This is a genomic window from Mycobacterium paraffinicum, from assembly GCF_025822865.1.
In the GTDB taxonomy this organism is placed as follows: Bacteria; Actinomycetota; Actinomycetes; order Mycobacteriales; family Mycobacteriaceae; genus Mycobacterium; species Mycobacterium paraffinicum.
Window position 1 is genome coordinate 415,117 of the sequence record NZ_JACKUR010000025.1, and the last position, 12,713, is coordinate 427,829.

Sequence of the window (12,713 nt, forward strand, 5' to 3'; positions counted from 1 at the left end):
AGATCAGAGGCCGGGCAGGCACGCGGGAAAGTAGCAGGGCTGATTGGGTCCTTGGGCCTTTCGCACCAGGTCGAACAACGCGAACATGGTTTGCAACAGCCGCATTTGCACCCCGGGCCGCTGCGCCGGCGGGAGGTTTCCCACCTCGTTGGACACCGCCGTGGCCTGCTGCTGCAGCTGCGTCAGCCGTTGCTGTCGTTGCGGCGGGGTGAGGTTGTCCCAGTTGTCGTGCAGTTCGGATACCTGCCGCTGCAGCTCTTCGACATCGGCTTCGGGATCGGGCTGCTCGCCCGGTGTCAACGGGTAGAAGTGGCTCGGCACCGGGGCCGCGGCGATCTCGGCCTGCGCGCAACCGGCCGCCGCCACCGCGCCGGCGGCGAGGCCGGCCGCCACGATCGCAATGATTTTCATGAAGGCTTCTTTTCTTCAAGGCTCGGCTTTATGGTGCTGGCAGTAAGGCATGTCGGGTTTGCTACCGATCCCAATAGGCACGTCTTTAGGAGAAGTCCGATGGCCACACCGAACCTCCCGCCGGGCTTCGATTTCACCGACCCCGATATCTATGCCCACCGGCTGCCGGTGCAGGAGTTCGCCGAACTGCGCGCGACGGAGCCGATCTGGTGGAACGAGCAGGCGCCCGACGCCGGCGGGTTCGGCGACGGCGGCTACTGGGTGGTGACCACGCACCGCGACATCCGCGATGTCTCGCTGCGCAGCGACGTCTTCTCGTCCGCGACCAAGTCGATCGTCCCGCGCTACCGGGACGACTTGGCGGCCGGCCAGATTGAGGCGGGCCGGGCGTCGATGATCATGATGGACGACCCCGAGCACAGCCGGTTGCGCAAGATCGTCTCGCGGGCCTTCACGCCCCGCGCGGTCGAGCGGCTGCGGGCCGAATTATCGGAGCGGGCGCGGCGCATCGTCACCGAAGCCGCGGCGGCCGGGTCGGGCGACTTCGTCCGTCAGGTTGCCTGCGAATTGCCGCTGCAGGCCATTTCCGGGCTACTCGGGGTTCCGCAGGAGGATTACGACAAGCTGTTCGACTGGACCAACAACATGATCGGTGGCGACGATCCGGAGTTCGCCGGAAACGACGCGTTGACCTCCGCCGGCGAATTGATGTGGTATGCAATGCAATTGGCCGCACGCAAGCGCGAAGATCCCGGTGAAGACATTATCTCCACGCTGATACAGGCCGACGCCGAAGGCCAGCACCTGTCCGAGGCGGAATTCGGCATGTTCGTGGTCACCCTGGCGATCGCCGGGAACGAGACCACCCGCAACTCCATCACGCAGGGAATGATGGCCTTCACCGACTATCCGGAACAGTGGGAGTTGTTCAAGGCACAGCGGCCCAAGACCACCGCCGACGAGATAATCCGTTGGGCCACACCGATCACAGCCTTTCAGCGCACCGCGTGCCAGGACACCGAGCTCGGTGGAGTCCGGATCGGCAAGGGCCAGCGCGTGGTGCTGTTCTACCGGTCGGCCAACTTCGATGAAGAAGTCTTCGACGACCCCTACGCCTTCAACGTCTTGCGCAGCCCGAACCCGCACGTCGGATTCGGCGGCACCGGAGCGCACTACTGCATCGGCGCAAACCTGGCGCGCATGACGATCGACCTGATGTTCAACGCGCTCGCCGATGACCTGCCCGACCTCACTCCGCTGGCGAATCCCGAGCGACTGCGGTCGTCGTTCATCAACGGCATCAAGCACTGGCAGGTCGATTACCGGGGCGCGCGAACCCCCGTGGCCCACTAGACCAAGCGTCACGCTCACCGCCCGTCGAATGGAATTGATCGCCGGCGTGCGTCAGCTCCCGCCGCCGCGTTGCTGATGGGCGGCGAATTGCGAACGTTCCGCCGTGAGCGGCTAGACGCCGCTTGGCAGTGGTGCCCCCTGGCAAAGCTTTTCGCGGGCAGTGTGCGCGACGACTTCGAGCTGCCGGACTACGGCATATAACTAGCGCGCCGGCGTCTGCGTGGTCGCCGGCGCTGCGGCCGGAACGTCTTTCATTGCCCTCAATCGAAGGCGCGCACCGCGATGCGGTATCAGGACAACGAATTTCAGCTTCTGCCGTTCGCCGGCCGCGGTGGTTGTGCGCAACTCGGCCCGGCGCAGAATCTCGCGCAACACCACGCGCATCTCGACCATGGCGAAGCCGGCACCCAGACAGCGGCGGTTGCCGCCGCCGAAGGGGAACCACGTCGTCGGGGTCAGGGTGGCGCCCAGCATGCGGTCCGGATCGAACCGGTCCGGATCCGGGTACACCGCGGCGCTGGTGTGCACCAGCCCGATTCCCGGCGCCACCATGACCCCGGCCGGCAGCCGGTAGCCGGCGACTTCGGCCGGTTGGGTGAGCACCCGCCCCACGTCGAACACCACCGGCCGGATCCGCAACGTCTCCTTCACCAGCGCGTCGAGATACGCGTCGCCGGCCGAATCGCCCGCGGCATTGGCCTCGGCCGCCATCACGGCCTTGGCCAAGATCGCCGGGTGGCGGGTCAACCGCTCGAGCGCCCAGGACAGCCCGTTGGCGGTGGTGTCGTGCCCGGCCACCAGCAACGTCATCAGCTGGTCCCGCAGCTCGCGGTCGGACATCGTGTGCCCGCCGTCGTCGGCGCGGACCAGCATCGCCAGCACGTCGGTGCGCCCGGACAGGTCGGGGTCGGCGCGGCGCTCGGCGATCTCGGCGTAGAGCAGGCGGTCGGCTTCGGCCATTCGCCGACGCAATCCCCGCCATGGGAGGTAACGCTGCAGCTCCGGCTTCGCCAGTGCCAGCGTCGCCCACGAACCCACGGTGAGCAGCTGCGGCATGATTTCACGCAGCGCAGTGAGCCGAGCCGGGTCCGTGGCGCCGATGACCGTGCGCAGGATCACCTCCAGAGTGATCTCCGACATCTTGGGCGCGGCCGCGAAGCTCTGTCCCACCGGCCAGCCGGCGATGTTCGCCGCCGCGATCTCGGCCATCACCCCCGCCTGACGTGCGACGGCGTCGCGATGGAACGGCGGCAGCATCACCCGGCGGCGATCCCGATGGACGTCCTCGTCGATGACGAGAAGGGAGGTATCGCCGAGCAACCCGCTCAGAATCGAATTTGCTTCGCCGGCATGGAAGACGTGCGGGTCACCGGCAAACACCGTCTTGATGTCCGCCGGGTCGGCCAGATACACCAGCGTGCCCATGCCCGCGACACGCAGCGTGAACACGCTCCCATAACGACGGCGGCAGGCGGCAACGAATTGCGATCCACGGTGCAGCATCAACGCGGCCTGTACCGCCCGGGGCAGCCGGGGCCCCGGTGGAAGCGCGGTGGGCGGGGCGGTGCGCATCGCCGCAATTTTACGACCGGCCTGCGCACCGAAGCGATGCTTAGATCACAAGTGCAGCTGTGAGCTCTCCGCTTCGCGGTGGTCGCCGGTCGCGATGAAGTCCTCGATCAGCTCGATCACCTGGTTCGGCGCCTCGACCTGCGCAAAGTGGCCGACGTCGGGCAGAATTTCGAGCCTGGCGTCGGTACGGGCCTCGTGCGCGGCGTAGGCGTGATCGACGGGAATGATGGCGTCACGCTCGCCCCAGATCGCCATCACGGGCAAGTCGTCGCGCAGCCGCAGCCTGCTGAGCGCGCTGACCGCCTGGCCCCGGTAATCGACCACCGATCGCAGCGTGCGCAGGAACGACTGCCGGGTCTCGGCGTCGGACAGCGACGAGTATGCGCTCCACATCTCGGCCCCGCGCGGCGAGTGGATGCCGGCGCCACGCAACCACGACCTGAGCCGATTGCCGACGGCGAGGACGGGCTTCGGCGCGATGATCGGCAGCACCAGCTCCGCGCCGGGCGCCGAGAGCAGCCGCAGCACCCAGCCGACGTCGGGGCCCAGGCCGCCGCTGCTGATCAGGATCAACCGCTTGGCGTAGTCGGGGTGCTGGTAGACGAACTGCATCGCGACCCCGCCGCCGAGCGACTGACCGACCAGGGTGGCCTGGCTGACGCCGAGTTCGTCGAGCAGATCACGAAGCCACACCGCGAAGGCGCCCAGCGAATAGTCCGTGCGGGGTTTCGCCGACTCGCCGTGGCCGAGCAGGTCCGGCGCGATGACCCGGAACTTCTTCGACAGCGTCGGTATCACCGATCGCCACGTCTCCGAGCTTCCGGCCATCCCGTGGATGAGTAGGAGCACCTCGCCGTCGCCCTCGTCGCGGTAGGCGACGCGATCGCCGTGCAGCTCCAGATACTTCAACTCGTTCATTGCCCGGGGATACCCGCTCTCGCCTCGCTTACGGCCGAGATCGGGCGAATCGTGACGGAAAACGCTTCCGGCCCCCACAGTGCCCGACGCCTCAGCCATGATTTAGTCCATGACCGAACCGGTTGCGGCCCGCGTGGCCGTCTACCTCGACTTCGACAACGTCGTGATCTCCCGATACGACCAGGTCAACGGCCGCAGCTCGTTCCAGCGCGACAAAGCCAAGGGGCTCGAGCAGTATTCCGAGCGGCTGGACCGGGCCACCGTCGACGTCGGCGCGATTCTCGACTTCGCGTCGTCGTTCGGGACCCTGGTGCTCACCCGCGCCTATGCGGACTGGTCGGCGGATATCAACGCCGGGTACCGCGGGCAGCTGGTGGCCCGCGCGGTCGACCTGGTCCAGTTGTTCCCCGCCGCGGCCTACGGCAAGAACGGCGCCGACATCCGGCTGGCCGTCGACGCCGTCGAGGACATGTTCCGCCTCCCCGACCTCACCCACGTGGTGGTCGTGGCCGGCGACTCCGACTACATACCGCTGGCCCAGCGCTGCAAGAGGCTCGGCCGCTACGTCGTGGGCATCGGGGTGGCCGGCGCATCGAGCCGGGCGCTGGCGGCGGCCTGCGACGAGTTCGTCATCTACGACTCGCTGCCAGGGGTGCCGGCGCTCGAACCCCAGCCCGCGGGCGCCGAGGCGGAGGCGAAGCCGTCCAAGCAACGGGCCGGGCGCGCCAAGCCGGCGCAGCCCGACGAGCCGGAGCCACCCGATCCGCAGGCCGCCGCCACCGCGCTGCTGACGCGAGCGCTGCAAATCGGCCTGGAGAAGGACGACGTCGACTGGCTGCACAATTCGGCGGTGAAGGCACAGATGAAGCGGATGGACCCGTCGTTCAGCGAAAGGTCTTTGGGATTCCGGTCATTCAGCGATTTCCTGCGTTCGCGGTCCGATGTCGTGGAGTTGGACGAGACGTCGACGACACGGATGGTCCGGCTTCGTGCCCCGGAGTGAACCCGACGTGGGGCCCCGCTGGCTCACTCGCAACGTCCGGGTGCTCTCCGGGGTCTCGTTTCTGCAGGACACGGCCAGCGAGCTGCTGTATCCGCTGTTGCCGATCTACCTGACGGCGGTGCTGGGTGCGCCGCCGTCGGTGGTGGGAGCCGTCGAGGGCGCGGCCGAGGGCGCCGCCTCGCTGACGAAACTCGCCTCGGGCCCGCTCGGCGACAGGTTCGCCCGGCGCCCGTTGATCGCCACCGGGTACGGGATGGCGGCGCTGGGCAAGGTGATCATCGCGGTGGCCGCGGCGTGGCCGGGCGTGCTTGCGGGTCGCGTCGTCGACCGGCTCGGTAAGGGCGTGCGCGGCGCGCCGCGGGACGCGCTGCTGGTCGACGATGTGGACGAGGCGCTGCGCGGCCGGGTTTTCGGCTTCCACCGCGCGATGGACACCTTCGGCGCCGTCTTCGGTCCGCTGCTCGGGCTGGTGGGTTATGAGCTGCTCGACCACCGGATCGCGCCGTTGCTGTATGTCGCCATCGTGCCCGCCGTCCTCAGCGTGGCCCTCGTCTTCCTGGTGCGCGAGCGCAGCCATCGCGTCCCGCGAGCGCAGCGGCAATCGATGTGGGCCGGCGTGCGCTCGTTGCCGCGCCCGTATTGGCGGGTGACCGCACTCCTCGTGCTGTTCAGCGTGGCGAATTTCCCCGATGCCCTGCTCTTGTTGCGGCTCAACGAGATTGGTTTCTCGGTGGTGGGGGTGATTCTGGCGTACGTCGGTTACAACGCGGTGTATGCCCTGGCCAGCTACCCGGCCGGATCGCTTGCCGACCGCGTCGGCAGGCCGGCGTTGTTCGGCTTCGGCCTGGCGTTCTTCGCGATCGGCTACATCGGGCTGGGACTGACCACCGACACCGTGACGGCGTGGCTGCTGATCGGCGCCTACGGGCTGTTCACCGGGTGCACCGACGGCGTGGGCAAGGCCTGGATCTCGGGCTTGGTCGACGCGGAGCACCAGGCCAGCGCGCAGGGCGTGTTTCAGGGCCTCATCGGACTGGCCGTCCTGGCGGCTGGTTTGTGGGCGGGCTTCCTATGGGGCGCGAATGGTCAACTGCCGCTGCTCATTTCGGGAGTCACCGGCGGGGTGTTCGCGGTCGCGCTGATCGGCGACCAGCTGGTCCGCGGCATGAGACAGGGGTAGGTCTCGAACCGCACGGCCACACACGCCTCCCAATTTGTATGGCCCGCTGGGCCGAGAGTCCGCGAGATCGTTGACACGCAATCCGTGCGGCCATACATTGTTTGAAAGTTGTCGCGGCCGGACGGCTCGTGCGACCTCGAGGAGACCGTCATGACCGTCGGTACCGCTCCCACAAGCGTTTTCGATGCCGATCTGCCGACCCTGGCCTATGGCGCCGAAGAAACCCCGGCCGACGTCTATCCCCGCCTCCAGGCGGCGCAACGGCAGGCACCCGTCGCCATCGGGCCGCACGGGCCCGAAGTCCTCTCCTACCATCTCGTCCGCTCCGTTCTTCGCGACGCCCGATTCCATATCCCGCCGGGGATCAACCTGCTCGTCCAGGGCGTCACGTCGGGCCCCTTGTGGGACAAGGTGATCAACAGCCTGCTGTGCCTGGAAGGCGACGCACACCATCGGCTGCGCAGCCTGACGTCGAAGGCCTTCACGCCCCGCGCGACCCTGCGGCTGCACGACACCATGGTCGAGGTGATGAACGGGCTGGTCGACGGGGTCATCGACGCGGGTCGCTGCGATGTCGTCACCGACCTTGCGCGCCCCTACCCCGTTCCGATCATCTGCGCATTGCTCGGCGCTCCGCGCGAGGACTGGCAGCAGTTCTCGTTGTGGGCGGACGACGTCTTCAAGGCCTTCAGCTTCAGCGTCGACCTGCGCGCGGTTGAGCCCGTCGTCATGAACGCGTGGCACCAGCTCGACGCGTACGTCGACGACATGGTCGCGCGGCGGCGGCACAGCTTGACCGATGACCTGCTCTCCGACCTGATTCGCGCCGAGGATGACGGCGACCGGCTGAACACCGCCGAGCTGCGGATGCTCGCGGGCGGCCTCCTGCTGGCGGGGACGGACACCACTCGGAATCAGGTGGCCGCCTCGGTGCACGTCCTGTGCGAGCACCCGGAGCAATGGGGCCTGCTCAAGGAGCGCCCGGAACTGGCGATGCGCGCGGTCGAAGAGACCATGCGCCACTCGCCGATCGCGTGCGGGACCCTTCGACTGGTGGTCGAGGACGCCGAGCTGGACGGCTACCTCTTTCCCGCCGGAACGATGGTCCTGGTGAACACGGCCGCGGCCAACCGCGACCCGGCGGTGTACGACGAGCCCGAGCGGGTCGACATCACGCGCGAGGGGGCGCCGCCCATCCTGACCTTCGGCGGCGGCGTGCACTACTGCCTGGGCGCCAACCTGGCCCGCCGCGAGATCGCCGAGGCGCTCAACGTCATCGCGGGCCGCCTGCTCAACCCGCGCACCGCGGGACCGGTTCCGTGGAAACCGATGGTGAGCCTCAGCGGGCCGAAGAGCCTGCCCATCGAGTTCGACCGGTAGCCGGTTGGCGGGCCGGGTGTGACCAAGACCGCCTGACACAAGTCGCGGTTACTCGCCGCCCGCCTTACGCTCGTTGGTTACACGAACTTAACGGGGGTTTTCCGATGCGGGCTTTCACGGGGCAAACTGTGCCCAAATACGGGCTTGCCCTCGTCGCGTCGGTCACCTGCCTGGCCGTCGTGTCCTGTTCGGAAACCGCGTCGCCGCCCGCGGCCACCCCGACCACCTCGACTTCTTCGTCGAAAACCGCCACCAGCGCAGCTCCGTCGCCAGCCGCGATAACGGGTCCGCTGGAGAAGGATTGGAAAAGCTATGGCGGAACGGCGTACTTCGGTTGCCCTGACAAACTTTCGACGAGCAAATCCGCGCTCGAGGACATCCGACCGAAAATCTTCGATCCGAAAACCGGTCAATACATCGCGCCGGCCGTTCCGGCGGTCGCCGCCGGCGAGAACCTCACCGGCGCCATCTGCGCGCTGACGGGCACGGCGGACGACATGAGGGTCGTCTACATCGTCACGACCGTCAAACCCGCCCAACCGCAACAACCCGCAGTCACCACAGCGACCGCGTACGCCTACGACTTCAAGGCGGCTCAACCGTTGGCGACAAAAGAACTGCAGCCGCCGACCCCCGACCTCAAATTCACCGCGGCGAAGGACTGGGGGCTCGCCTCGACCGCGACGGGTGTGGCGTGGACCAACGCCCTCACCGACGGGCACGGCGCCACGTCACCGCCCCGGACCCTGCTCCTCTCCGGCGCCGACCTGTCGACGCCGTGGAGCGACCCACAATCCGGGCGTGCCTGGCAGGACGTGCTCGCGTTTCAACGCAACACCGACCCCGCCAAGACGTCGGGCGCCGAGCTGCGCCGGCCCAGCGGGGAGGCGATCTATCAGGACAACGACATCCGCAGTGTGGATGCCGAATTGACGGATGGCCCAAACAAACTGGTCCAGATCACGCACTGGGATTCTTACAATCCCCCGGTGCTGTCGACGATGTTCTATGACCTGAACGCCAAAGCCGTCATCAAGGTCGGCGACTCGGACCGCATTCCCGGTGGCGGGTTATCCGCGACGCTGTCCGACGGGAAATTGTTTGTCGATGGCCATGATTCGGACAACTCCGCGTTCGGCTTCGGGGTGTGGAACCTGCGCGGCCAGCAGTGGGATTATCTGAAGACGCGGGACGACGCGAAGAAGATGTCGATCGCCAAGGTGGCGTTCTTCGAAGACCACTTGTACATCACCAACGCCGGCAATACGTTTGCCGTGCTCGCCCTGCCCGCCACCGATCCGATTGCGACCACTTGGTCCGTCCGGCCCTTCACGCGAATATCGGGCTGGACGCTGGTATGCCGCGGTGAGAATGCCGCGGCCTTGAACGGGGACTGCAAGGACATCGTGATGGTGCAAGACCAGGAAGGCCACTTCCCGGGCCCCTGGTCCTGATCTCTTCAGCTGTCCCGTGTCAAGTGGCGGCGGAGAAATTCCGCCTCCACCGAGCTGATCGCCTCGAAGAGCAGTTTCTCCGCGGTCACCTTGCGGTAACGCGGCAGCGCGAACAGCATGCGGGGGGCCAGCGCATTGCGCCAGCCGACGGCCTCGCCGCCCAGCGCCTCGAACGCGGCCTTCGCCTCGGGCTCCGTGAACACCGCGGCGTGGCCGGGATCGGCAACCACCGGAACCAGATACGGCTCCCGACCCCACTTGGCGCCAACCACATCGCGCACCGCTGCGACGGTGAATTGCAGCGTCCGCCACGTCACGTCCCAACTGAGACGCTGGCGCAGCCCGCGGCCCCGGTGCCAGCCGTCAATCAGCGGGACCTGCGTCACCACGGCGGCTATTTCGGGATCCGTGGCGGCGACCGCCAGCACGTGGCCACCGCTGAGGGACGTTCCCCATACGGCAATTCGACACGGATCGATGTCGTCACGGCCGCGTGCGTATCGCACCGCCGCCCGGTAGTCATCCTGTTGTTCGGCGACGTTGATGACTTGCCGCGGGTCACCACCGCTGGCTCCGAAATGCCGGTAGTCGAAGGCCAACACCGCCAGGCCCGCCGCCGTGAACTTCTCCGCGTACGCGGGCAGACCCAGGCGCTTGGTGGCGCTGCCGCCGTGCCCCATCACCACACATGCGAGCCTGTCGCTCACTTTCGCGGGCCGGTAGAGATCGGCCGCGCACCGCACCCCACCGGACTCGAAGAACACTTCCTGCAGCACTGACACCCGGTCCCACTCTGAGTCGGTACAACGTGGTCTCAATCTGCCCCGCGGCGCGCCGCCCCACCAGAACCGAGAGGACCACCCTTCGGTGACCTTGGCCCCTACTGGACGGGAAGGCGGATGTCGATGCTCTGGGTATGCGTGGCAGACGACCGCAGCTGCTGCTCGACCAACTACACGACGAACGCGGCCGGCGGGTTGTGCTCGTCTCGCACTGTCTGCTGAACGAGAACACGCGTTACGCCGGCGGCGCCACGCGATGCGGTGCGGTGTCTGAGGTGGTCGGTGAGCTGATCCACGCGGGTTACGGCATCCACCAGCTGCCGTGCCCGGAGCGGCTGGCCTGGGGCGGGGTGCTCAAGCCGCACAGCCTGCACCTGTACCACTCCAAGGGCGGATGGCTGTATCGGCTGCGCGGTCCACTGCTGCGCGCCTTTGTCGCCTGGACCCGCCTCGTCTATCGGCGCTTGGCGCGTCAGGTCGTCCGCGACGTTGTCGACTACCAGCGGTCCGGGATCACGGTTGCCGGCGTCGTCGGGATCGGCGCCTCGCCGTCGTGCGGGGTGACCACGACCCTGGACATGCGGGCCTCGCTGGAGGTGGTCGCGGCCTGCCCGGCGGCCGCCCTGACGCGGGATGTGATGAACGAGCGGGCCGTTCTCGGGTGCCGCCGCACGGGCGAGGGCTTGTTCATCGCGGCGCTGGATCGACGGTTGAGCCGTCGGGGGTTGCAGGTCCCGGCGCTCGAACACGACCTCGCCGCGGAGCTTCGCGGTGCGCGGCAGACGGTGCTCGCCGCGGGAGCGGTGCGGNCCCTGGGCGCGCTCGGGAACCGGGGCGACATCGTAAGCCACTGACCCGCTTCCGATTTCTCCCCTGAGCGACGTTACGTTGACGTCGGTACCCTACGGGGGTATGGTCGCCGAATGGAGGCGCGTGGCCTTGCTGCTGCGAACCACCGACTCCCAGCGACAGGCCGTAAGTGACCCATTCCCAACTGATTGCGAGACTCTTCGTCAGCATCGCAATTGTCCTCGCAGCCGGTGTAGGGGCAGCGCCACCGGCAAGCACCGAGCCGAATGTGTTCGGTAACCTGAGCTGCCATTGCCAGTCACCGCCGGATCCGGGTGCGGATGTGCCCGGTCAAATCGCCCGGGGACTCCACGACGGCCTCTCTCGACTGCAAACCCATCGGGGCGACTCGCCGCCGGCCAGGCCCTAAACGGACCGACATCGGCGGAACGAATGCGGACAGAGATGGCTCGCGCCCGAACCCTTTCGGGCGGTGACGCGTCGAGCCGCTAGAAGAGGTGGGGGGTGCTTCGGTGATGTCGGTGGTCGTAGTGCACGACCGCCGCGACCACGCCGGCCCCGACAGCGACACAGGACAGCAGCGCGGCGGCCGCCACCATCGCCCAACCCAGGTGGCCGGTACCGGCCGCGAAGAGGGCCATCGGCAGCGCGGCGAACGCGAGCAGCGTGGACAGCCACCCGGTCCAGGCGGCGAATCTGTTGAGCATCATGATTGAGCCTCCTTAGCCGTCAGTCACGATCATCGTCCTTGCCGTGACCGGACGGAAGGTCTAGCCAGCTCGCGGTCGCGTGGGTCGGCCGAGTGCCTTATTATCTGCGTATGCATGCAGGTAAGCGGGCAGCGTGGCGATGACCGCAGAGAGCGGCCACCACCACCATGGTCCTGATCACGGCCACCCCCACGGAATTCGCGGTATCGCGGCCCACCTCTTCGTCCCGCATAGCCACGATGCCGCCGACAGCGTCGACACCGCCCTGGAATCCAGCGCCGTCGGCATCCGGGCGGTCAAGGTCAGCCTGATCGGCCTGGCCGCGACCGCCACCATGCAGGTGGTCATCGCCGTCGTGTCGGGGTCGATCGCCCTGGCCGCCGACACCATTCACAATTTTTCGGACGCACTGACCGCGGTCCCGCTCTGGATCGCGTTCTCGTTGGGCCGTCGCGCGGCAACCCGCCGCTACACCTACGGCTACGGTCGTGCCGAAGACATCGCGGGCTTGTTCGTCATCGGCATGATCGCCCTGTCGGCGGTCATCGCCGGATACGAGGCCGTCCTGCGGCTCATCCATCCCGTCGCCGTCGAGCACGTCGCCTGGGTTGCGGTGGCCGGCATCGTGGGCTTCCTCGGTAACGAGGGCGTCGCGAGTTACCGGATCCGGGTGGGCCGCCGGATCGGCTCGGCCGCCCTCGTAGCCGACGGCCTACACGCGAGGACCGACGGATTCACCTCGCTGGCAGTGCTTTTCGGAGCGATCGGTGTTGCTCTGGGCTACCCGATTGCGGACCCGGTCGTCGGCATGATCATCACGGTGGCGATCGTGGCCGTGCTGTACCGCGCCGTGCGCGACATCTTCCGCCGGCTCATGGATGCGGTGGACCCGAGCCTCGTCGACACCGCCGAGGCGTGCCTGGCCGCCCGGCCGGGCGTCCGCAGCGTGCGCAGCATCCGGATGCGCTGGATAGGTCACCAGCTGCATGCCGACGCGGAACTCGACATCGATCCCGACACCAGCCTCGAGGACGCCCACCGCATCGCTCATGACGCCGAACACGAGCTGACTCACGCGGTGCCGAAGCTCAACAGCGCACTCGTGCACGCCTACCCGGCACACCACGACGAATAGGACGT

Annotated in this window: 11 protein-coding genes; 6 read left to right on the forward strand and 5 right to left on the reverse strand. The window is 67.6% G+C overall.

The annotated features are described in order from the left end of the window. Positions 1-3: 3 nt before the first annotated feature. Positions 4-411, reverse strand: coding sequence for a hypothetical protein (locus H7J89_RS16500; protein WP_264044703.1), 408 nt, complete (start codon positions 409-411; stop codon positions 4-6). A gap of 99 nt (positions 412-510) precedes the next feature. On the opposite strand from H7J89_RS16500, the gene H7J89_RS16505 reads away from it, so the two are divergent. Further along, positions 511-1,764, forward strand: coding sequence for a cytochrome P450 (locus H7J89_RS16505; protein ID WP_264044704.1), 1,254 nt, complete (start codon positions 511-513; stop codon positions 1,762-1,764). Between the two features lie 201 nt (positions 1,765-1,965). Here H7J89_RS16505 and H7J89_RS16510 read toward each other — a convergent pair whose 3' ends face one another. Further along, positions 1,966-3,336 carry a cytochrome P450 gene (locus tag H7J89_RS16510; protein WP_264044705.1) on the reverse strand — a complete coding sequence of 457 codons (1,371 nt, stop codon included), beginning with the start codon at positions 3,334-3,336 and terminating at the stop codon, positions 1,966-1,968. Positions 3,337-3,381: 45 nt separating this feature from the next. Beyond that, positions 3,382-4,254: an alpha/beta fold hydrolase gene (locus tag H7J89_RS16515; RefSeq protein WP_264044706.1), complete on the reverse strand. Its 873-nt coding sequence runs from the start codon at positions 4,252-4,254 to the stop codon at positions 3,382-3,384. A gap of 109 nt (positions 4,255-4,363) precedes the next feature. On the opposite strand from H7J89_RS16515, the gene H7J89_RS16520 reads away from it, so the two are divergent. From H7J89_RS16520 to H7J89_RS16535, 4 genes are all read left to right on the forward strand, one after another. Beyond that, positions 4,364-5,257, forward strand: coding sequence for an NYN domain-containing protein (locus H7J89_RS16520; protein ID WP_264044707.1), 894 nt, complete (start codon positions 4,364-4,366; stop codon positions 5,255-5,257). Further along, entirely contained in the window at positions 5,244-6,437 is a 1,194-nt protein-coding gene (locus H7J89_RS16525) for an MFS transporter (RefSeq protein ID WP_264044708.1), read from the forward strand. The genes H7J89_RS16520 and H7J89_RS16525 overlap by 14 nt, the downstream gene beginning before the upstream one ends. 150 nt (positions 6,438-6,587) lie before the next feature. After that, on the forward strand, positions 6,588-7,817 hold the full coding sequence (locus H7J89_RS16530; RefSeq protein WP_264044709.1) for a cytochrome P450: 1,230 nt from the start codon (positions 6,588-6,590) through the stop codon (positions 7,815-7,817). 104 nt (positions 7,818-7,921) lie between these two features. Beyond that, a complete protein-coding gene (locus H7J89_RS16535) occupies positions 7,922-9,271 on the forward strand; it encodes a hypothetical protein (RefSeq protein ID WP_264044710.1) in 1,350 nt (449 codons plus the stop codon). Between the two features lie 5 nt (positions 9,272-9,276). Here the strand turns inward: H7J89_RS16535 and H7J89_RS16540 are convergent, their stop codons facing one another. Together H7J89_RS16540 and H7J89_RS16550 are read right to left on the reverse strand one after the other, a co-directional pair. Beyond that, positions 9,277-10,089, reverse strand: a complete 813-nt coding sequence (locus H7J89_RS16540) for an alpha/beta hydrolase (RefSeq protein ID WP_264044712.1) — start codon at positions 10,087-10,089, stop codon at positions 9,277-9,279. A 1,262-nt stretch (positions 10,090-11,351) separates the two neighbouring features. After that, a complete protein-coding gene (locus H7J89_RS16550; RefSeq protein WP_264044715.1) occupies positions 11,352-11,573 on the reverse strand; it encodes a hypothetical protein in 222 nt (73 codons plus the stop codon). Between the two features lie 139 nt (positions 11,574-11,712). On the opposite strand from H7J89_RS16550, the gene H7J89_RS16555 reads away from it, so the two are divergent. Continuing rightward, positions 11,713-12,708, forward strand: a complete 996-nt coding sequence (locus H7J89_RS16555; protein WP_264044716.1) for a cation diffusion facilitator family transporter — start codon at positions 11,713-11,715, stop codon at positions 12,706-12,708. Positions 12,709-12,713 lie beyond the last annotated feature (5 nt).

Coding starts and splice junctions, on each gene's coding strand:
- H7J89_RS16500 (WP_264044703.1), bottom strand. CDS start 411: ATGAAAATCATTGCGATCGTGGCGGCCGGCCTCGCCGCCGGCGCGGTG.
- H7J89_RS16505 (WP_264044704.1), top strand. CDS start 511: ATGGCCACACCGAACCTCCCGCCGGGCTTCGATTTCACCGACCCCGAT.
- H7J89_RS16510 (WP_264044705.1), bottom strand. CDS start 3,336: ATGCGCACCGCCCCGCCCACCGCGCTTCCACCGGGGCCCCGGCTGCCC.
- H7J89_RS16515 (WP_264044706.1), bottom strand. CDS start 4,254: ATGAACGAGTTGAAGTATCTGGAGCTGCACGGCGATCGCGTCGCCTAC.
- H7J89_RS16520 (WP_264044707.1), top strand. CDS start 4,364: ATGACCGAACCGGTTGCGGCCCGCGTGGCCGTCTACCTCGACTTCGAC.
- H7J89_RS16530 (WP_264044709.1), top strand. CDS start 6,588: ATGACCGTCGGTACCGCTCCCACAAGCGTTTTCGATGCCGATCTGCCG.
- H7J89_RS16535 (WP_264044710.1), top strand. CDS start 7,922: ATGCGGGCTTTCACGGGGCAAACTGTGCCCAAATACGGGCTTGCCCTC.
- H7J89_RS16550 (WP_264044715.1), bottom strand. CDS start 11,573: ATGATGCTCAACAGATTCGCCGCCTGGACCGGGTGGCTGTCCACGCTG.
- H7J89_RS16555 (WP_264044716.1), top strand. CDS start 11,713: ATGACCGCAGAGAGCGGCCACCACCACCATGGTCCTGATCACGGCCAC.